We start from the raw sequence: 17,856 nt of genomic DNA on the forward strand, positions 1-17,856 counted from the left end.
CGCTCACGGTGCTGTTCGTCACCCACAACGTGCGCGAGGCCGTCCGTCTCGGCGACCGCGTGCTGCTCATGCAGCCGGGACCGGGCCGGGTCGCGAGCGAGCTCGTGGTCGACCTGCCCCGCCCGCGGCGCCTGGACAGCCCGGAGATCGCGCAGCGCGCGGCGCACCTGCACGATCTGCTCGACGCGCAGCCGGGCGGCGACCGCGAGGAGTTGGCGGCATGACCGCCGTGACGCGGGGCCTGCCGCTGGACACCGCCGGCCCGGCGCTGCCGCCGCCCGCCGTGCCGCCGTTCGCCCGGCGCCTGTGGCGGAGACTGTGGCCCGGCCTGCTCGCGATCGCCATCGTGCTGGTCGCGTGGCAGGTGATGTACCTGTCGGGCGTCAAGCCCGCGTACGTGCTGCCGGATCCGCTCACCGTGTTCGATCGGCTGGGCGCGCTGCTGGTCGCGCCGTCGTTCTGGCTGGGCGCCGCGACCACCATGACCCGGGCCGTGACCGGGTTCGCCGTGGCGCTCGTGATCGGGACGGCCCTCGGCGCGGCCGTGGCCCGCTCCCGCATCCTGCGCTCCGCCATCGGGTCCCTGCTCTCCGGCCTGCAGACCATGCCGTCGATCGCGTGGTTCCCCCTGGCGATCCTGTTCTTCGGGCTCACCGAGCAGGCGATCCTCTTCGTGATCGTGCTCGGGGCCGCCCCCTCGATCGCGAACGGCCTGATCTCCGGGATCGACGACGTGCCGCCGCAGCTGCTGCGCGCCGGGCATACGCTCGGTGCCCGCGGATGGCGGATGCTGCGGTACGTCATCCTGCCCGCCGCACTGCCCACCTACGTCGCCGGCCTCAAGCAGGGCTGGGCGTTCGCGTGGCGGTCGCTGCTGGCCGGCGAGCTGCTGGTGACGATCTCGCAGGTGACCGCCCTCGGCGTGCTGCTCTCGAACGCGCGCAGCTTCGCCGACGCGCCGACGCTCCTCGCCGTGATGATCGTCATCCTCGTCATCGGGATGATCGTCGACGGCGTCTTCTCGCTGATCGCCGGGGGCATCCGGCGTCGTCGCGGACTGGGGGTGGCACGGCTCTGAAGGATGCCGTGCCGGTAGGATCGAGGCCAGGATTCCTCGATGGGCAGGTGAAGTCCGGTGCAGATCACGGCGCGCGCCGACTATGCCGTGCGGGCACTCGTCGAGCTGGCGAGCCGTGCCGGCGCGAGCGCCACGCGCGCCGAGATCGCCGAGTCCCAGGCGATCCCGTCGAAGTTCCTCGAGTCGATCCTCACCGACCTGAAGAAGGCCGGACTGCTGACCGCGCGCCGCGGCACGACGGGCGGGTACGTGCTGGCGGTCGCGGCCGAGCGCATCACGATCGCGGACGTCGTGCGCGCCGTCGACGGTCCGCTCGCCGCGGTCCGGGGCATCGCCCCGGAGGCCGTGCAGTACACCGGCACGGCCGAGCCGCTGCGCGACGTGTGGGTCGCGGTGCGGGCGAGCGTCCGGCTGGTGCTGGAGGCGACGACCGTCGCCGACCTGCTGGCGAACCGGCTGCCCGACCACGTCCGCACCCTGTTGCAGGGCGAGGGCGCCTACGAGCGCCGCTGACTCAGCGCACGGGAATCGCGCCGAGCAGCGCGCGCAGCTCGGCGTTCGCGGCCGCCGACCCGGACTCGCGGGCGGCCCGATCCGCGATGAGCGCGTCCAGCCAGTCGCGCGCCTCCCGCGGAGCATCCGCCGGCAGCGGCGCGCCGAACGTGGTGTGCGCGGTGAGCGCGCCGTACAGGGCGTCGACGCCGGGAGGCGCGTAGCCGGCATCCTCCCAGTCGATCACGTAGACGCGGCGGGCGAGGTCGGTGCGGACGTTCCAGGGCGTGAAGTCGCCGTGCGCGGGAACCCAGTGCGCGGGCACGCCTGCGGGCCGGTCGAGCACGCCCGCGAGGATGCCGCCGAGCTCGTCCGCCACCGCTCCACGGCGCCGGGCGCTGCGCAGCGGGCCGAGCGGATAGTTCGGCACGGAGCGCGTCAGCATCCACGGCAGCGCCCCGTCGTCCGCCGCGATCGGCTCGGCGACCCGGAACGTCCGCGGCCGCGCGCGGTGCACGCCGGAGACGACCTCGAACTCGCGGCGGATGCGGGCGGCCTCCGGATGCAGCCGCGCGAACGCGACTCCGCGTCCCGCCCGGAGGAGCAGCGCCGCGAACCCGGTGCGCCCGGTCTGCGGCCGGTGGTACACGGCGATGCCGTCGAAGGCGCCGGCGGCATCCCGCCACTGCGCGAGGAGCGACTGCCATTCCTCATCCGGCACGGGCGGCTGCCACGTCACCCGCTCGCCCGGGATCAGGCGCGGGCCGGCCACCCGCACCCCGGCCCAGAGCGCCCGTTGCGCGAGCACCTTCAGCGGGTGGCAGGGCGAGTGCATCGACAGGCCGGATGCCGCGGCACGGCGTCCGTGCGCGGGGATCCAGATGTGCCCGGACGCCGGGAAGCGGATGCTGCGGGTGTCGAGCCGGTCGCTCATGTCCAGGGCAGCGAGCGTCCGATCATCCGCTCGAGTTCGGCGTTGTCCTCGGCGAACAGCGTGCCGAGCCGCTCCTGCACGTCGGGCGGCAGCGGCTCGCCGCTCGCCGCGTTCATGCGCTCGCCGGCCGGCACGTCCCCGCCGTCGACGCCCAGGAAGGCGGCCACCCGGGCGACGGTTCCGGGCTGGTCGGCGTAGTACTCCTCGCTCGGCACCACGAGGATGTTCGCCATGCCGTACAGCTCCGCCCAGCGTTTCAGCGACCGGGCGTAGCGGCTCTGCGCGACGTACGACTGCTGCTCGTGCGCGTAGCTGTAGTAGTGCGGGTCGGCGACGATCTTCTGCTCCTCGCCCGCCAGGCGCGATTCCTCGGCGTCGAGCGCCGCGAGGAAGTCGAGCGGCTCCGCGTCGCCGCGCCGCCGCTCCTTCCAGTGCGAGTACGTGCGCTGCACCGGGTCGCGCAGCAGGGCGATGATCTTGGCATCCGGCGCGGCGGCGTGCGCGCGCTCGGCCGCGAGCGGGTGGAACAGGTAGTACGGAGAGGCCTCGCCCACGATGACCGGGGCCCCGCCCAGGCGCTCCTGCGCCCGGCGCCGGGCCGCCCGCGACGGCATGTACGAGCGGTACCAGCGCAGGCTCTTGTAGTAGTGCGTGTCGAAGTAGTGCACGCCCTTGGTCTCGTTCGCCTTCGGCAGGTGCTTGGCCGACGGGAAGAGCGTGACGATCTGCGGCACCTTGAGCAGGTCGTAGTACAGCGACGTCGTGCCGCCGCGCTTCGTGCCGACGATGAGGAAGTCCGGCATCGGCCGCGAGCCCGCGTTCACCGACCCGATCAGCCGGAACGCCCCGCTGCCGGCCCGCATCACGAGTCCCCGCACCCCGGTGCGGCCCTCGTGCAGCGTCGTGCTCCTGCCCTGAACCATGCCGTCCCCCGATCCGCTCAGTTCTCCGTGATCACGCCGGCGCCCACCGTGCGATTGCTCGCCTCGTCGATGAGGATGAACGATCCCGTCTGCCGGTTGCGCCGGTACGGGTCCACCAGCAGCGGCTGCGTCGTGCGCAGCGTGACGCGTCCGATCGAATTGAGCCCGAGCGACCCGGGCGACAGCTCGCGATGCAGGGTGTTGATGTCGAGCTCGTAGGCGATGTCCTTCACGAGCGCGCGGGCGCTGCGGGTGGTGTGCTTGATGGCGTACTTGCCGCCCACCCGCATCGGCGCCGAGTCCATCCAGCAGATCATCGCGTCGATGTCCTGCGTCGGCTCGGGCTGGTTCGCGGGGCGGCTGATCATGTCGCCGCGCGAGATGTCCACCTCGTCCTCGAGTCGCACCGTGATCGACATCGGCGGGAACGCCTCGTCGACCGCGCCCGCGGCCGTCTCGATCGCCGTGATCCGCGACGGCAGGCCGCTCGGCAGCACGATGACGTCGTCGCCGGGACGCATCATCCCGCTCACGAGCTGGCCCGCGAACCCGCGGTAGTCGCCGCGTCCGTTCTGCGGCCGGATGACGTACTGCACCGGGAAGCGCACGTCGACGAGATTCCGGTCGCTGGCGATGTACACGTGCTCGAGGTGGTGCATCAGGGCGGGGCCCTGGTACCAGTCCATGTGCGTCGAGCGCGTCACCACGTTGTCGCCGGTGAGCGCCGAGATCGGGATGGTGGTGACATCCGCGAAATCGAGCTTCGCGGCGAAGTCGACGAAGGCCGCGCTGATCTCCTCGTACACGTCCTGCGACCAGTCGACGAGGTCCATCTTGTTGATCGCGAGCACGACGTGCGGCACGCGCAGCAGCGAGACGATCGTCGCGTGGCGGCGGCTCTGCTCGAGAAGGCCCTTGCGGGCGTCGATCAGGATGATGGCGAGGTCGGCCGTGGAGGCGCCCGTGACCATGTTCCGCGTGTACTGGATGTGGCCCGGGGTGTCCGCGATGATGAACTTCCGCCGCGGGGTGGAGAAGTACCGGTACGCCACGTCGATCGTGATGCCCTGCTCGCGCTCCGCGCGCAGGCCGTCGGTCAGCAGGGCGAGGTCGGTGTACTCGTCGCCGCGCTGCGCGCTCGTGCGCTCGACCGCATCCAGCTGATCCGTGAAGATCGACTTCGAGTCGTACAGCAGACGGCCGATCAGCGTGCTCTTGCCGTCGTCGACCGACCCGGCCGTGGCGAAGCGGAGGATGTCCATCAGAAGTAGCCCTCCTTCTTGCGGTCTTCCATCGCCGCTTCACTCACCTTGTCATCGCCGCGGGTCGCTCCCCGTTCGGTGATGCGGCTCGCCGCGACTTCGGCGGCCACGTCCGCCGCGGTGCGGGCCTGCGACAGCACCGCCGCGGTGAGGGTCGCATCGCCCACGGTGCGGTACCGCACGGTCTCGGTGAACGTGTCCTCGCCGTCCCGCGGCAGGCAGTGCCGGTTCACGGCGAAGTACATCCCGTTGCGCTTGAAGACCTCGCGCTCGTGCGCGTAGTAGATGGACGGCACCTCGATGCCCTCGCGGGCGATGTACTCCCAGATGTCGAGCTCGGTCCAGTTCGACAGCGGGAAGCAGCGGATGCTCTCGCCGGGGTGGATGCGGCCGTTGTACAGACCCCAGAGCTCCGGGCGCTGGTTCTTCGGGTCCCACTGCCCGAACTCGTCGCGGAACGAGAAGACCCGCTCCTTGGCGCGCGCCTTCTCCTCGTCGCGGCGGGCGCCGCCCATGAGGGCGGTGAGTCCGTGCTGCTCGGCGGTGCGCAGCAGCACCGGCGTCTGGATGCGGTTGCGGGAGCCGCTCGGCTCCTCGCGCACGAAGCCCTCCTCGATGGCCTCCGGCACCGAGCCGACGATGAGGCGCACGCCGAGCTCCTCGACGAGGCGGTCGCGGAACAGCAGCACCTCGTCGAAGTTGTGGCCCGTGTCGATGTGCACGACCGGGAACGGCAGGGATGCCGGCGCGAACGCCTTCGCGGCCAGGTGCAGCATGACGATGGAGTCCTTGCCGCCGGAGAAGAGCAGCCCGGGGCTCTCGTTCTCCGCGACGATCTCGCGGATGATGAACATCGCCTCGGACTCGAGATGGTCCAGCTGCGAGAACCCGTGGCCGTCGGAGGCGGTGGCATCCATCATGAGCGGTCCTCTTCCAGGAGCGAGTCGAGCCGTCGCAGGATCTGCTGCGAGACGTGCGGGTTGCAGACGACGAGGTCGGGCAGGTACACATCGGGGCCGTTGTAGACGAGCGGTGAGCCGTCCACGCGCGAGGTGAACAGCCCCACGTGCCGGGCCACCGCGACCGGCGCGGCGGAGTCCCACTGGTACTGCCCGCCGGAGTGGACGTAGGCGTCGACCTCGCCGCGGACGACGGCGCCCACCTTGTACCCGGCCGATCCCATCGGCACGAGCTCGGCGTCGAGCTGATCGGCGAGGCGCTGCACGAGCGGTGTCGGGCGCGACCGCGAGACGGCGAGGCGGACACGGCCGGGCGCAGCCCACGGCGTGGCCGGATCGGCGGTGGAGAGGACGGTGTCGAGGCCGGGCAGGGCGACCGCGCCGGCGGTCAGCTCGCCGCGCTCCCACAGCGCGACGTGCACCGCCCAGTCGTGCCGGCCCTCGGAGAACTCCCGCGTGCCGTCGAGCGGGTCGATGATCCACACCCGGTCGGACGTCAGGCGCCGGTCGCTGTCGGCCGCCTCCTCCGAGAGCACAGCGTCGTCCGGGAACCGGGTGGCGAGTTCGCGCGCGAGGAACTCCTGCGCGCGCCGGTCGCCCTCGTCCTTCAGACCCGCGGTGCCGATGCGCTGCGGGCCCGCGTCGGCGCGCACGCGCAGCAGAAGCTCTCCGGCGCCCCGCGCGAGTGCACCGGCGATCGCGGTGTCGTCAGCCATCGTCTCCCCAGAATCGATTCTGTGCCGCCCCGGCCCCTGATCTGGTCCTTCGTCAGCAGTGAGGCGACGGGTGGCCCCCATGATACGGGGGCGCGTCGCCCCCGGGTCAAGGACGGCGGCGCACCTGATGGTGCGCGGAATCGACCCGTGAGCGTGGCGCGCCCGTGTGCGAGACTTTCCGCCATGGACTGGTGGTTGGCCCTCGGCGCGCTCGCGGTCGGGATCGTGGTCGGCCTCACCGGCATGGGCGGAGGCGCCCTCATGACGCCGATGCTGGTGCTGTTCTTCGGCATCAATCCGCTCACCGCCGTGTCCAGCGACCTCGTGGCCGCCGCCGTCATGAAGCCCGTCGGCTCGGTGGTGCACCTGCGCCGCGGCACGGTCAACCTGAAGCTCGTCGGCTGGCTCTGCGTCGGGTCGGTTCCGGCGGCCTTCTGCGGTGTGCTGGTGCTGAAGTCGTTCGGGGATGCCGCCCAGGTTCAGGACGGCGTGAAGATCGCGCTCGGCGCGGCCCTGCTGCTGTCGGCGGCGCTGCTCATGGTGCGCGCCTACCTGCGGCTCGTCGAGCGGGCGCGCACGCGGGACGGACGCGGCGAGCCGCTCCCGCAGGAGCGTCCCGACGTCGCCGTGCGACCCATCCCGACCCTGCTGCTGGGAGCGCTCGGCGGCCTCATCGTCGGCATGACGTCGGTGGGATCCGGATCGCTCATCATCATCGGGCTGATGTTGCTCTACCCCGGACTCAAGGCCAGCCAGCTGGTGGGCACCGACCTCGTCCAGGCGGTGCCGCTCGTGGCATCCGCCGCCATCGGACACGCCCTGTTCGGCGACCTCGATCTCGGCGTCACCCTGCCGCTCATCGTCGGCGGCGTCCCCGGTGCCTACATCGGCGCGCGGCTTTCCGCGCAGCTGCCGGGCGGCATCGTCCGCCGCGCGCTCGCCTTCGTGCTGCTGGCGTCCGCACTGAAGATGTTCGGGCTCAGCAACGAGCTGACCGGCATCCTGCTGCTCGCGGTGCTGCTCATCGCGCCGGTGGTGTGGATGGCGATCCGACGCCGGCACGGGTTCCCCGCGCTCGCCTCCGTCGAGATCCGCCAGGTCCGGGAGCAGCGCCGCCGGGAGGAGCAGGAGCGCGAGCAGCGAGACGCGGGAAGCGGCGGGCCGTGATGACCGAGCCGATGGTGGCGCTTCCCCCGGACGACCTCGACCGGCTCGAGCTGCTGCTCGGCGGCTTCTTCGCGCCCGCCGCCGGCTACTGCCTGCCGGGGCGCCCGCCGCGCGGCTGGCCGATCGAGGTCACGCTGGCCGTGCCCACGGCCGCGGCGCACGCGGATCCCGGATGCGGGGGAGTGCTGCTCACGGACTCGGAGAACACACCGCTGGCGCGCGTACGCCCGGTCGAGGTCGAGGCCCGCGACGACGTGACGAGCTGGATCGCCGGTCCCGTCGAGGCCCTGCATCCGGCCGAGCATCCCCCCGCCCGCGCGCTGCGCCTCACGGCGCCCCGCGACCTGGCCGGTCATGCGGTCGCCGTCTTCGCCGGCCGCGTGCATCCCGCCGACGTCCTGCGCGCGGCCGCACGACGTGGGGATCGGCCGCTCGTGCTGGTCGGCGTCAGCTCCGGCGTCGGGCCTCGCGTGGATGCCGCGCTGATGGACGATCTGGCGGATGCGGCGGCCGAGCTCGGCGCCGAGGCCCTGTACCTCGGGGTGCCCGCCTCGCACGACGGCGGGTCCCGCGACGAGACCCTGCGGACTTTGCTGGAGCGGCTGGGCGCACGCGACGTGCTCGACTTCCGCCGCCCTGTGCCGGCGCGGGCGGGGGGTGCCGTGGTGCTGTTCACCGGGCTGTCCGGGGCCGGCAAATCCACGGTGGCGCGCGCCGTCGTCGACCGGATCGACCGCGCCACCGGCGACCGTCCGGTGCTGCTCGACGGCGACGAGGTGCGCCAGGTGCTGTCCTCGGGGCTGGGATTCGGGCGCGAGGACCGCGAGCGCAATCTCGCGCGCATCGCCTGGGTCGCCGCTCGGGTCGCCGAGGTCGGCGGTCTCGCCGTATGCGCTCCGATCGCCCCGTTCGACTCCTCCCGTGCCGCGATGCGCGCGATCGTCGAGACGGTCGCCCCGTTCATCGTCGTCTACGTCTCCACCCCGCTCGAGGTCGCCGAGAAGCGCGACCGCAAGGGCCTGTACGCCCGCGCCCGGGCGGGCGAGCTCACCGAGTTCACCGGGGTCGATTCCCCGTACGATGTGCCGCAGGACGCCGACCTCGAGATCGACACCTCCACGATGGGCGTCGACGAGGCCGCCTCGGCCGTGCTCGACCTGCTGCGCGACCGCGGGGTGTTCCTCGCATGAGCGCGCGCGGCAGCGCCGGACGGAGGGGTGCATGAAGCGGTCGGCTCTCAGCGCGATCCTGGCGCAGGGCGTGCAGGCCGGGATCAGCTTCGTGCTCCAGCTGCTCGTCGTCCGCGCCCTCGGGCTGTCCGAGTACGGGCGATTCGCGGTGATGTACGGCATCCTCGTGCTGGCGAGCGGCATCGTCACGGGACTCGTCGGCGACTCCCTGGTCGCGCTCGAACGCGACCGGCGCGACATCCGCGCGGGGCTCCTCGGAACCATGCTGATCGCCGCCGTCGGGAGCGCGACGATCTCGTCCGGCATCCTGCTCGTCACGGGGTTCATCGACTGGCCCGAGGCGATCGCGTTCGCCGTGGCGGTGGCGTTCTTCGTGATCGAGGAGGTCTTCCGGCGTCTGCTCGGCGCCAACATGAAGTTCCACCGCATCCTCGTCATCGACAGCGCGGGCTTCGTGGTCGCGCTCGCCGTGCTGGGCGTCGCGCTGCTGCTGCACGGGCTCTCGCTGGCCGTGTTCTTCGCGGCCATCGGGGCCGGGCAGATCTTCGCCACGCTGCTCGGCGCGGTGCTCGTGCCCAAAGCCGACCGGTGGATGCCGGGCCTGTGGCCGGGGTCGTACGGGGCGGTGTTCGGCTACGGCACGTGGCGCGCGCTCGTGCAGACGCTGCGCCCGGGCATGTTCACCGGCGTGCGGCTGCTCGTCGCGGCTTTCGTCGGGCTCGCCGCGGTCGGCGGCCTGGAGGCGGCCCGCACGTACACGTCCCCCCTGCTGCTGGTCGTCGGCGGTCTGTCGTCGTTCCTGTTCGTGCGGTTCGCCCACCAGGCGAAGTCGCAGGGCGCCGGATCGCTGCACGAGGCCGACCGCGTCTCCCGGGCGCTGCTGCTGGCCACGGCGGTGCTCGGCGGTCTGGCCGTCGCGGTGGCCCCGTGGATCGGCCCGCTGCTGTTCGGCGTGCACCTGGACCTCGTGGCCACCGCCGCGTGGGCGGTCTACGGCGTCTCCGTGGCGGTCGTCACGCCCTACGGCGCCCTGAGCGCGGTGTCGGGGATGCAGACGCCGGTCTTCTTCATCCGTCTCGGCGACACCCTGCTCGGGCTGGTCGTCACCGTCGGGATGCTGCTGCTGCACATCGCGCCGCCGTACCTCCCGTTCGGGCTCGCGGTGGCGTCGGCGCTCGGCGGCTTCGGACTGCGCTGGCTGTCCCGCCGGGTAAAGGCAAAGAATCGATTGCCCGAGCCGTCTGTGGACTTCACCGAGTGATACGTTCAAGTCCTGGCTGCCGTTTCACAATGGGGGGGAATGCGTGGAGGACGTGCCCTACGGCCGCATCCTGCGCGAAGGCTGGCTGATCATCCTGATCGTGGCGCTCGCGGGTGCGCTGGCCGCATTCGGAGTGACGAAGCTGATGCCGAAGACCTACGCGGCGACATCGACCCTGATGCTGCGGGTCTCGTCGACTCCGGACACCCTCTTCCAGCAGAACCAGTTCAGCCTCGCGCGCATCCAGTCCTACCCGCAGCTGGTCGACAGCCCGTCCGTGATCGACGGCGTGCGCTCCGACCTCGACCTGAGCGAGCGCGACTACAGCGACGCGGACATCACGCGGATGCTGTCGGCCACCAACCCGTCGAACACGGTGCTGCTGGTCGTCGAGGCGGATGCCTCCACCGCGAAGCTCTCCGCCGACATGGCGAACTCGGCGGCGCGGCACCTGTCCGCGCTCATCGAGGAGACCGAGAACACGAACGGCACCAAGATCGTCGTGCGGCTCGACGTGGTGCTCCCCGCGGTCGAGCCGCTGCAGCCGATCTCGCCGCAGGTGCTCGCCGTCACGGGCCTCGGGCTCATCGCCGGGCTCGCGATCGGCGCGATCGTGGCCGTGTACCGCACGACCACGAACCGCAGCCTGCGCACCAGCTCGGACATCCGCAAGGCGAGCCGGCTGCCGCTGGCGGGGCGCATCCCGCGCCGGTCACGCGCGCCCCGGCGCAACGCGGACCTGCTGCGCAAGGCGGCCTTCGAAGAGACCGTCGGCAATCTCGGCAGTCTCGGGGGCCTCGGCGTCGAGCGGTACGTGCTGGTCTCGGCGTCGCCGGAGTCGCTCAACGAGTCGATCTTCCGCGGCCTCGTCGACGCGTTCGACGAGGCCGGCGCCCGGGCGTGCGTGCTGGACGTGCGCTCGGATCGCGACCCGGATGCCGGTGTCCGTCCTCTCGATGAGATCGTCAACCTCACGGGCGGGCCGGTCGACGAGCCCGCCGGCGACAGGGACGGGTCGGTGTTCGCGCTGTCCGAGCCGGTGCGGTCCGCGGAGATCGCCCGCCGGTTGCCGGAGGCCTGCCTGCGCCTGCGCGACGACTTCGAGGTGGTGATGGTCGCGGCCGACGCGAGCGCGTCCGGACTCATCGAGCGGATGGCCGCGCTCGAATCGGGTGTCGTCATCGCGGTGCGCAACAAGTCGACGATGGCCAGCCAGCTGGCCTCGCTCGTCACCCGCCTGCACGTGATGGGCATCCGTCCGGTCGGGGCCCTCATGACCCACGCGCCCCTCGGCGACGTCAGCGCGGTCGCCGAGACCTGGCGGCCGTCCGACCGGCATCCGGTCCGCGGTGAGCATCCGGTGGCGGTCGGCGATGTCCGGGCAGATCACTGACGGCGAGACGATCCATCGCGACGCGGGCGCACCGAGTCGTGAGCGACTCGCCGCGGTCGGCGGCCTCTTCCTGGTGGTGATCGTCAGCGTGCTGCCGTGGCGCCCCAACAACCTGTACAGCGGCGGCACGGACCCCGTCGTGCTCGCGAAGGCCGTGCTGGCACTGTGCGGCCTCGGCGGTGCCGTGCTGCTCACGCTGCGGACGCGGGTGCGCGCCCCCGTCGGCCTCGGTCCCGCGGGCGTCCTCTCGCTCGCGCTTCTGATCTCGCTGCTCGGGGCGTTCGTCTCCGGGCACGGCAGCGAGACGCTCGTGCTCGTCATCCGCGTGTTCATCGTGATGGCGACCGTGCTCATGCTCGTCTCGAGCGTGCCGTGGACCGCGGCGCTCGCCTGCCTGTTCACCGCGATGACCACCGTCGCGGTCTTCGCCGCGCTCACCGGACTGCCGAAGTACGCGTCCTCGGGCCGGCTCGGCGGCGGCATCCCGGAGATCCACCCCAACGAGCTCGCGGCGCTCGCCGCCACCCCGCTCGTCGGGCTCGTGGTCTTCTCGCTCCAGCGCGGCTGGCGGGAGTGGCGGGTGGTGCTCGTGGTCGTGCTGCTCGGGATCGTCGTGGCCACCGGATCCCGCACCGCCCTGCTCGGCGCCCTCGTCGCCCTGCTGCTGGCGGCGATCTTCAACGGCATCCGCGACCGGTCGATGCTGTTCGTCCTGCTGGCCGCAGCGCCTGTCGCCTATGCCACGGCCACCTTCACGAACCTCGTGGGCGACCTGGCCTCGCGCGGCGGGTCGAATGCGGTGGGCTCGTCGCTGAACTCCCGCTTCACCGCGTGGCAGGTGGTGCTCGGCTGGGACTGGGGGAGCTGGGAGCGATGGCTCGGGCTCGGGCTCTCCGTCGAGCAGGTGCCCGTGGACAACAAGTGGGACCCCTTCCAGGTGCTCGACAGCAGCTGGGTGTCGCTGCTGGCGCAGGCCGGTGTGCTCTCCGTCGCCCTGGTCGGCGTGCTGGTCATCTGGACGGCGGCGACCGCCCTCGTCTCGACCCGGCGGAGCGTCATGCTGCCGCTGCTCATGCTGGTGCTCATCCGGTCCGCGACCGAGAGCGGCCTGGTCGACAGCGCCATGCCGTTCGTGCTGCTGGTCACCTACACGGCGATCCTGACGCACCGCAGCCGGCACCCGAAGGCGGAGCCGGAGGAGCCCGCGGAGATCGGTGCGCGCAGCCGGCACGCAGTTCCCTGATCGCGGTCTCCTGCACGCCTCACTTCCAGGCCCGGGCCGAGGGAGTGAGAATTCTTTCACACTCTAGCGATTTCTCAAATTCCGCTGATATCTTGGCCGTGCGCGGCCTTGCCCCAGATGGGTCGCGTACGCGGCTCTGCCCCCAGCTGAGCCGCGGACAATGACTGCGTCTCAATTCGGGTGGGATGCTCGACGAATACAGGAACCTCACCTCCCCATGAGATTCACACGCAAAACCGCGATGACGGCTGCCGCCGTCGTCCTCATATCCGGGGTTGCGACGGCTGCCGTCGTCACGACCCACCATCCCGCCCCCGTCACGAAATCCCTGAGCCGAACTGCGGACACCACCGCGAGCACGGCGTCGAAGATCGTCGCCGATCCGGTGATCGGCTCGTCGACGACAGTGAAGGCCGAGACCTCGGTGGCGCCCGCCACGGTCGCGGCACCGGCCACGGTGGGAAGCCCCACCGACACGGCCTGGAACATCAGCGGCGCCCGCGCCAGACGGGGCGCCGCCACCGTCGGGACCACGGCCTACGCCGTGCCTACCGGCGCGATCTTCGCCTCGCCGACGGCTGCCGCCGGCGGCAACGGCAGGGCCGCCACGCCCTACAAGACCGCCCAGGCGGCCATCAATGCCGCGCCGAGCGGCGCGACCATCGTGCTGCGCGGCGGTACGTACCACGAGAACATCACGGTTCCCGCGGGCAAGAAGCTGACGATCCAGGCCTACCCGAAGGAGGCCGTCTGGTTCGACGGCACTGAGGCGCAGACCGGATGGACCGCCTCCGGCTCGAAGTGGTACGTCGGCGGCTGGAACCACGTGTTCGACTCCAGCCCCACGTTCACGCGCGGGGCTCCGGACGGCACGTCGGCCGGGTGGCAGTGGATCAACCCCGCCTACCCCATGGCCGCCCACCCGGAGGAGCTCTTCATCGACGGCGCCCCGCAGCGCCAGGTCGCGAGCCTCAGCCAGGTCGTGCCGGGCACCTTCTTCGCCGACACCACGGCGCACCGCCTCTACATCGGGTCGAACCCCTCGGGTCACCAGGTGCGCGCGGCGACGCTGACCAAGGCGATGTCCCTGCGCGGCGCCGGCACGACGGTGCGCGGAATCGGCATCCGCGGCTACGCCACCTCCGTGTGGATGATGGGCGCGGTCACGGTCGAGGCGCCGGGCACACGCCTGGAGAACGTCTCGATCTCCGACACCGCGACGACCGGCCTCTTCGTCGGTGCCTCGAGCGCCACGCTGCAGTCGGTCACGGTCGCCCGCAACGGGCTGATGGGCATCGGCGCGAACTACGCCGACGGCCTCACTCTGAACAACGTGCTCTCGGTGCAGAACAACAGCGAGCACTTCAACCGGGCTCCGGTCTCGGGCGGCCTGAAGGTCACGAAGACCCGCGGCCTCACGATCCGCAACTCCGCATTCCTGCGCAACGACGGACCGGGCCTGTGGACGGATCAGTCCGTGTACGCGATCAGCGTCGCCGGCACCGACTTCGTCGGGAACGCCGGCCACGGTGCGTTCTTCGAGATCTCGCAGAAGGTCGACTTCGTCAACAACCTGCTGCTCGGCAACCTCGACAGTGCGCTGAAGATCAACGACACCGGCAGCGTCCGAGTGTGGAACAACACCATCGTCGGCGGAGACCGGACGCTCGAGATCGTGCAGGACGGCCGCAAGGCGAACGACCCGTCCGTTCCCGGTCACGACATGCGCCAGCCGTTCCCGGATCCGACCATGCCGTGGCTGATCCGCAACATCAGCGTGGCCAACAACGTGATCGCAGGCACCACCGGCAACTGCGCGCTGTGCGTGGAGGACTACACGCACACGTACTCCGCCTCGAGCCTGAACATCACGCCCAACGGGAACATGTACCAGCGGACGTCCGGCTCGAGCCCGACGTGGCTGGTCGTGTGGTCGCGCGGTGCCGGCAACCCGGCGGTGTACACGCTGCGCTCCTCCTTCACCAAGGCGACCGGACAGGACCCGCGCTCCAAGGAGTTCTTCGGGAACCCCATCACGGCGTCGAACGGGCAGCTCCTGTCGGCGTACACGAGCTGGCGCTCGTCGACGGCCATCACGCCGCCCTCGGCGTTCACCTCCCTGCTGGGCACCGCGACTCCGCAGCTCGGCGCCATCTTCAACTGACAGCGGTCTGGGCGGGCGCGCAAAGCGCCCGCCCAGCCGCACCCCCTCCGCTTTGTCGTATGCTCGCTCCAAGCACATGCCTGGGGGAGTCATGAGAACGAGCGCAAGACACGGCCTCGTCGCCGTCCTGGTCGCGTCGGTCGTGCTGACCGGCTGCACGAGCGCCAAGCCGGCCGCGAACACGCCCAGCCCGAGCTTCAGCTACAGCCCGGGCACTCCCTCGCGGCTCACGAACCCGCCCACCGGAACGCCGACGCCGGTCGACGCCGGCACCTCGAAGACGCTTCCGCCCGTGCCGATGACCTCGCCGGCGAAGCTTCCCGGCAAGGTGACCCTCGCCGTGGTGCGCACCACGTCCGGCACTGTCACGGGGTCAGGGCCCGGCGTCGTGACCGGTCAAGCGCAGGTGGCGTTCACGCTGAAGTTCACGAACGCCTCGGCGAAGCCCTTCACGATCGACACCGTCGAGGTGAACGCCTGGTACGGCACCGCGAAGAAGCCGGCATCCCCGGACAACGCAGCCACGAAGCCCTTCCACGGCACGCTGGCCCCCGGATCGAGCGCCACCGCGGTGTACGCCTTCGCCATTCCATCGAGCGCGCGCGGCCACGTCGGCCTCAGCGCCTGGTACCAGCAGGGCGGCCCGACCGTGGTCTTCGAAGGCCCCGTCGGCTGACCCGGAGATCGCCTCGGAATTCTAAGAAGGCTCTTGGCAACATTTGCCTGATGCCCTATCCTGGGCACAATCGCCGTACGTGCTGGGGCACGTGCGAACGCGCCGTGGGGGCGCTGCGAGGTTACAATCTGGGGAATCTAGGGGAATCATGGGTACGTCCCGTGCGTCATTGCGACGTTTCAGTGCTGTTCTGGGGATTGCGGCACTCGTCACCGCAACTGCCTTCGCCACCGTCTTCATCGCGCCGAGCAGTGCCCGCGCGGATACCGCGCCCCCTCCCGGACAACCCGCCACGGTCAGTGCGGATGCGCTGCCGACCGTGCAGCAGAACGGTGTCGTGTGGGCGGAGGTGACCGTCGGCAACACCGTGTACGCAACCGGGTCGTTCTCGCAGACGTGGCCCGCAGGGGCTGCCAACACCGCGGCGAACTACACGCCGCGCGCGAACCTGCTGGCCTTCGACATCCGAACGGGCGCCCTGATCACCTCGTTCAACCACACCCTCAACGCACAGGGGCTCGTGATCACCGCGTCGCCGGACGGCTCGCGCGTGTACGTCGGCGGCGACTTCACCCAGGTCGACGGCGTGACGCGCAACCACATCGCCGCGTTCGACACCGCCACCGGCAGCCTGATCTCGAGCTTCGCGCCGAACGTGGGCGCACGCGTCGCCGGCATCGCCGCGACGAACTCGACGGTGTACGTCGGCGGTCAGTTCCTCAGCATCGGCGCCACCGCCCGCACGCGGCTGGCGGCCTTCCAGGCCTCGAACGGGGCGCTCACCTCGTGGGCCCCGAGCGCCGACGACGGCCAGGGAGTCACCGCCCTGGCGGTCACGCCGGACGGCAGCCAGGTGGTGATCGGCGGCAGTTTCAGCACCCTGAACGGCACCGTCGCCACCAGCATCGGCTCGGTCACGACCGCCACCCCGGCGACTGTGGTGCCGTACCAGATCAACCAGTACGTGCACGACTGCACCAACACCGCGGCGAACTGCTACACGACCAGCAGCTCGGGCGGCGCGGGCATCACCAGCCTGACCACCGACGGCACCCTGATCTACGGCTCGGGATACTCGTACTCCGCCGGCAACTTCGAGGGCTCGTTCGCGGCCGACCCCGATACCGGCGCGATCAAGACCCTGAACGACTGCCACGGCGACACCTACAGCGTGCAGCCCGTCGGCGGGGTGCTCTACACGGTCAGCCACGCGCACGACTGCTCGGCGATCGGGTCCTTCCCCGACGTCACGCCGCGCATCAACTACCACGCCCTCGCGTTCACGGTCGCATCGACGGGGACCAACAGCGGCCCCGACACGTACGGCTGGAACTACGCGGGAGTGCCCGACTCGACGCTGCTGCCGTGGCTGCCGCTGTTCACGCTCGGCACCGTGACCGGTCAGAACCAGGCCGCCTGGGCCGTCACGGGCAACAGCAACTACATCGCCCTCGGCGGCGAGTTCCCGACCGTCAACGGCACGGCGCAGGTCGGCCTCGTGCGCTTCGCGATCAGCTCGCTCGCGCCGAACAAGATGGGGCCGGTCAACGGCACCTACCTCAACGCGAAGGCGATCTCGTTCTCCGCGGGCACCGCGCGCATCTCGTGGCAGGCGGACTACGACCGCGACAACGCCACGCTGACGTACAACGTCTTCCGCGACGGAGGCAACACCCCGGTCTACACGACGACCCAGACCTCGGCCGCCTGGAACCTGCCCGCCATGGGCTGGATCGATACCGGGCTCGTGCCCGGGTCGACGCACACCTATCGGGTGCAGGCGGTGGATCCGTTCGGCAACAAGCTGGGCGGAAACAGCACCAGCGTGACGATCGCGACCAGTGGGCAGGCCTCCGCCTACGTCAACGACGTGACCGGCGACGGGGCATCCAACCTCTGGCGCTTCAACGAATCGTCCGGCACGACCGCGTACGACTGGGCCGGTTTCAGCGACATGACCAATGAGGGATCCGGCGTCGTCGAGGGCGCCACCGGACCGGTCATCGGCGACAGCTCCACCGCGGCGACCTTCAGCGGCTCGTCCTCGGGCACCGCGTCGACCACGCAGGCGATCACGGGTCCGAACACGTTCTCGATCGAGGCGTGGTTCAAGTCGACCAGCGGAAGCGGCGGCAAGATCGTCGGCTTCGGCTCGTCGACGGCCCCGACGAACAGCAGCAGCTACGACCGTCAGATCTACATGACCAACGCGGGCAAGCTGATGTTCGGTGTGTACAACGGCGGCACCTTCACCGTCCAGTCCTCGAAGTCGTACAACGACGGCCAGTGGCACCACGTGGTGGGCGAGCTGTCCGGCGCGGGCCTCACGATGTACGTGGACGGCGCGCCGGTCGGGCAGAACGGCGGAACCACCGTCGCCCAGGCGTACAGCGGCTAC

Annotated in this window: 16 protein-coding genes and 1 pseudogene; 11 read left to right on the forward strand and 6 right to left on the reverse strand. The window is 71.0% G+C overall.

Going from position 1 to position 17,856, the window contains the following annotated elements; translation table 11 throughout:
* The 3 genes and pseudogenes from VJR25_RS11755 to VJR25_RS11765 form a co-directional block, all read left to right on the forward strand.
* A pseudogene (locus VJR25_RS11755) lies at positions 1-224 on the forward strand (ABC transporter ATP-binding protein); the annotation flags it as partial.
* Positions 221-1,078: an ABC transporter permease gene (locus VJR25_RS11760; RefSeq protein ID WP_324115197.1), complete on the forward strand. Its 858-nt coding sequence runs from the start codon at positions 221-223 to the stop codon at positions 1,076-1,078. The pseudogene VJR25_RS11755 and the gene VJR25_RS11760, both read left to right, overlap by 4 nt.
* A gap of 57 nt (positions 1,079-1,135) precedes the next feature.
* Positions 1,136-1,591, forward strand: a complete 456-nt coding sequence (locus VJR25_RS11765) for an Rrf2 family transcriptional regulator (protein WP_324115199.1) — start codon at positions 1,136-1,138, stop codon at positions 1,589-1,591.
* Position 1,592: 1 nt separating this feature from the next.
* Here VJR25_RS11765 and VJR25_RS11770 read toward each other — a convergent pair whose 3' ends face one another.
* Genes VJR25_RS11770 through VJR25_RS11790 form a run of 5 tightly spaced genes read right to left on the reverse strand, consistent with a single transcriptional unit; the run spans position 1,593 to position 6,364 of the window.
* Positions 1,593-2,504 (reverse strand): phosphotransferase, encoded by a 912-nt coding sequence (locus tag VJR25_RS11770; protein WP_324115200.1) that lies wholly within the window; start codon positions 2,502-2,504, stop codon positions 1,593-1,595.
* Positions 2,501-3,427: a sulfotransferase domain-containing protein gene (locus VJR25_RS11775; protein ID WP_324115202.1), complete on the reverse strand. Its 927-nt coding sequence runs from the start codon at positions 3,425-3,427 to the stop codon at positions 2,501-2,503. The genes VJR25_RS11770 and VJR25_RS11775 overlap by 4 nt, the downstream gene beginning before the upstream one ends.
* A gap of 17 nt (positions 3,428-3,444) precedes the next feature.
* The gene (locus VJR25_RS11780) at positions 3,445-4,689 is read right to left on the reverse strand and encodes a sulfate adenylyltransferase subunit 1 (RefSeq protein ID WP_324115205.1); all 1,245 of its coding nucleotides are present in this window, start codon (positions 4,687-4,689) and stop codon (positions 3,445-3,447) included.
* Positions 4,689-5,609 (reverse strand): sulfate adenylyltransferase subunit CysD, encoded by a 921-nt coding sequence (gene cysD, locus VJR25_RS11785; protein ID WP_324115206.1) that lies wholly within the window; start codon positions 5,607-5,609, stop codon positions 4,689-4,691. The genes VJR25_RS11780 and cysD overlap by 1 nt, the downstream gene beginning before the upstream one ends.
* Entirely contained in the window at positions 5,606-6,364 is a 759-nt protein-coding gene (locus VJR25_RS11790; RefSeq protein WP_324115209.1) for a 3'(2'),5'-bisphosphate nucleotidase CysQ, read from the reverse strand. The genes cysD and VJR25_RS11790 overlap by 4 nt, the downstream gene beginning before the upstream one ends.
* Positions 6,365-6,547: 183 nt before the next feature.
* Here VJR25_RS11790 and VJR25_RS11795 point away from each other — a divergent pair, with 183 nt between their 5' ends.
* From VJR25_RS11795 to VJR25_RS11815, 5 genes are read left to right on the forward strand one after another with little or no spacing between them, the layout of a single operon-like run.
* A complete protein-coding gene (locus tag VJR25_RS11795) occupies positions 6,548-7,531 on the forward strand; it encodes a sulfite exporter TauE/SafE family protein (RefSeq protein WP_324115212.1) in 984 nt (327 codons plus the stop codon).
* Positions 7,531-8,721: an adenylyl-sulfate kinase gene (gene cysC, locus VJR25_RS11800; protein WP_324115229.1), complete on the forward strand. Its 1,191-nt coding sequence runs from the start codon at positions 7,531-7,533 to the stop codon at positions 8,719-8,721. Before VJR25_RS11795 ends, cysC begins: the two co-directional genes overlap by 1 nt.
* 31 nt (positions 8,722-8,752) lie before the next feature.
* The gene (locus VJR25_RS11805) at positions 8,753-9,982 is read left to right on the forward strand and encodes a hypothetical protein (protein WP_324115214.1); all 1,230 of its coding nucleotides are present in this window, start codon (positions 8,753-8,755) and stop codon (positions 9,980-9,982) included.
* Between the two features lie 43 nt (positions 9,983-10,025).
* A complete protein-coding gene (locus VJR25_RS11810) occupies positions 10,026-11,375 on the forward strand; it encodes a YveK family protein (protein ID WP_324115216.1) in 1,350 nt (449 codons plus the stop codon).
* Positions 11,356-12,618: a hypothetical protein gene (locus VJR25_RS11815; RefSeq protein WP_324115218.1), complete on the forward strand. Its 1,263-nt coding sequence runs from the start codon at positions 11,356-11,358 to the stop codon at positions 12,616-12,618. Before VJR25_RS11810 ends, VJR25_RS11815 begins: the two co-directional genes overlap by 20 nt.
* A gap of 207 nt (positions 12,619-12,825) precedes the next feature.
* Here VJR25_RS11815 and VJR25_RS11820 read toward each other — a convergent pair whose 3' ends face one another.
* Complete coding sequence (locus VJR25_RS11820) at positions 12,826-13,056, reverse strand: hypothetical protein (protein ID WP_324115220.1); 231 nt, start codon at positions 13,054-13,056, stop codon at positions 12,826-12,828.
* Here VJR25_RS11820 and VJR25_RS11825 point away from each other — a divergent pair.
* The 3 genes from VJR25_RS11825 to VJR25_RS11835 form a co-directional block, all read left to right on the forward strand.
* Positions 13,043-14,782, forward strand: a complete 1,740-nt coding sequence (locus VJR25_RS11825; RefSeq protein ID WP_324115222.1) for a right-handed parallel beta-helix repeat-containing protein — start codon at positions 13,043-13,045, stop codon at positions 14,780-14,782. The two genes, VJR25_RS11820 and VJR25_RS11825, sit on opposite strands and share 14 nt — an antisense overlap.
* 91 nt (positions 14,783-14,873) lie before the next feature.
* Entirely contained in the window at positions 14,874-15,458 is a 585-nt protein-coding gene (locus tag VJR25_RS11830; RefSeq protein ID WP_324115224.1) for a hypothetical protein, read from the forward strand.
* A gap of 319 nt (positions 15,459-15,777) precedes the next feature.
* On the forward strand, positions 15,778-17,856 hold a 2,079-nt coding region (locus VJR25_RS11835), incomplete at its 3' end, for a LamG domain-containing protein (protein ID WP_324115227.1).

The organism is Microbacterium sp. (assembly GCF_035277845.1).
Lineage (GTDB): Bacteria > Actinomycetota > Actinomycetes > Actinomycetales > Microbacteriaceae > Microbacterium.

Coding starts and splice junctions, on each gene's coding strand:
- VJR25_RS11760 (WP_324115197.1), top strand. CDS start 221: ATGACCGCCGTGACGCGGGGCCTGCCGCTGGACACCGCCGGCCCGGCG.
- VJR25_RS11805 (WP_324115214.1), top strand. CDS start 8,753: ATGAAGCGGTCGGCTCTCAGCGCGATCCTGGCGCAGGGCGTGCAGGCC.
- VJR25_RS11775 (WP_324115202.1), bottom strand. CDS start 3,427: ATGGTTCAGGGCAGGAGCACGACGCTGCACGAGGGCCGCACCGGGGTG.
- VJR25_RS11795 (WP_324115212.1), top strand. CDS start 6,548: ATGGACTGGTGGTTGGCCCTCGGCGCGCTCGCGGTCGGGATCGTGGTC.
- cysD (WP_324115206.1), bottom strand. CDS start 5,609: ATGATGGATGCCACCGCCTCCGACGGCCACGGGTTCTCGCAGCTGGAC.
- cysC (WP_324115229.1), top strand. CDS start 7,531: ATGACCGAGCCGATGGTGGCGCTTCCCCCGGACGACCTCGACCGGCTC.
- VJR25_RS11780 (WP_324115205.1), bottom strand. CDS start 4,689: ATGGACATCCTCCGCTTCGCCACGGCCGGGTCGGTCGACGACGGCAAG.
- VJR25_RS11815 (WP_324115218.1), top strand. CDS start 11,356: ATGTCCGGGCAGATCACTGACGGCGAGACGATCCATCGCGACGCGGGC.
- VJR25_RS11830 (WP_324115224.1), top strand. CDS start 14,874: ATGAGAACGAGCGCAAGACACGGCCTCGTCGCCGTCCTGGTCGCGTCG.
- VJR25_RS11770 (WP_324115200.1), bottom strand. CDS start 2,504: ATGAGCGACCGGCTCGACACCCGCAGCATCCGCTTCCCGGCGTCCGGG.
- VJR25_RS11790 (WP_324115209.1), bottom strand. CDS start 6,364: ATGGCTGACGACACCGCGATCGCCGGTGCACTCGCGCGGGGCGCCGGA.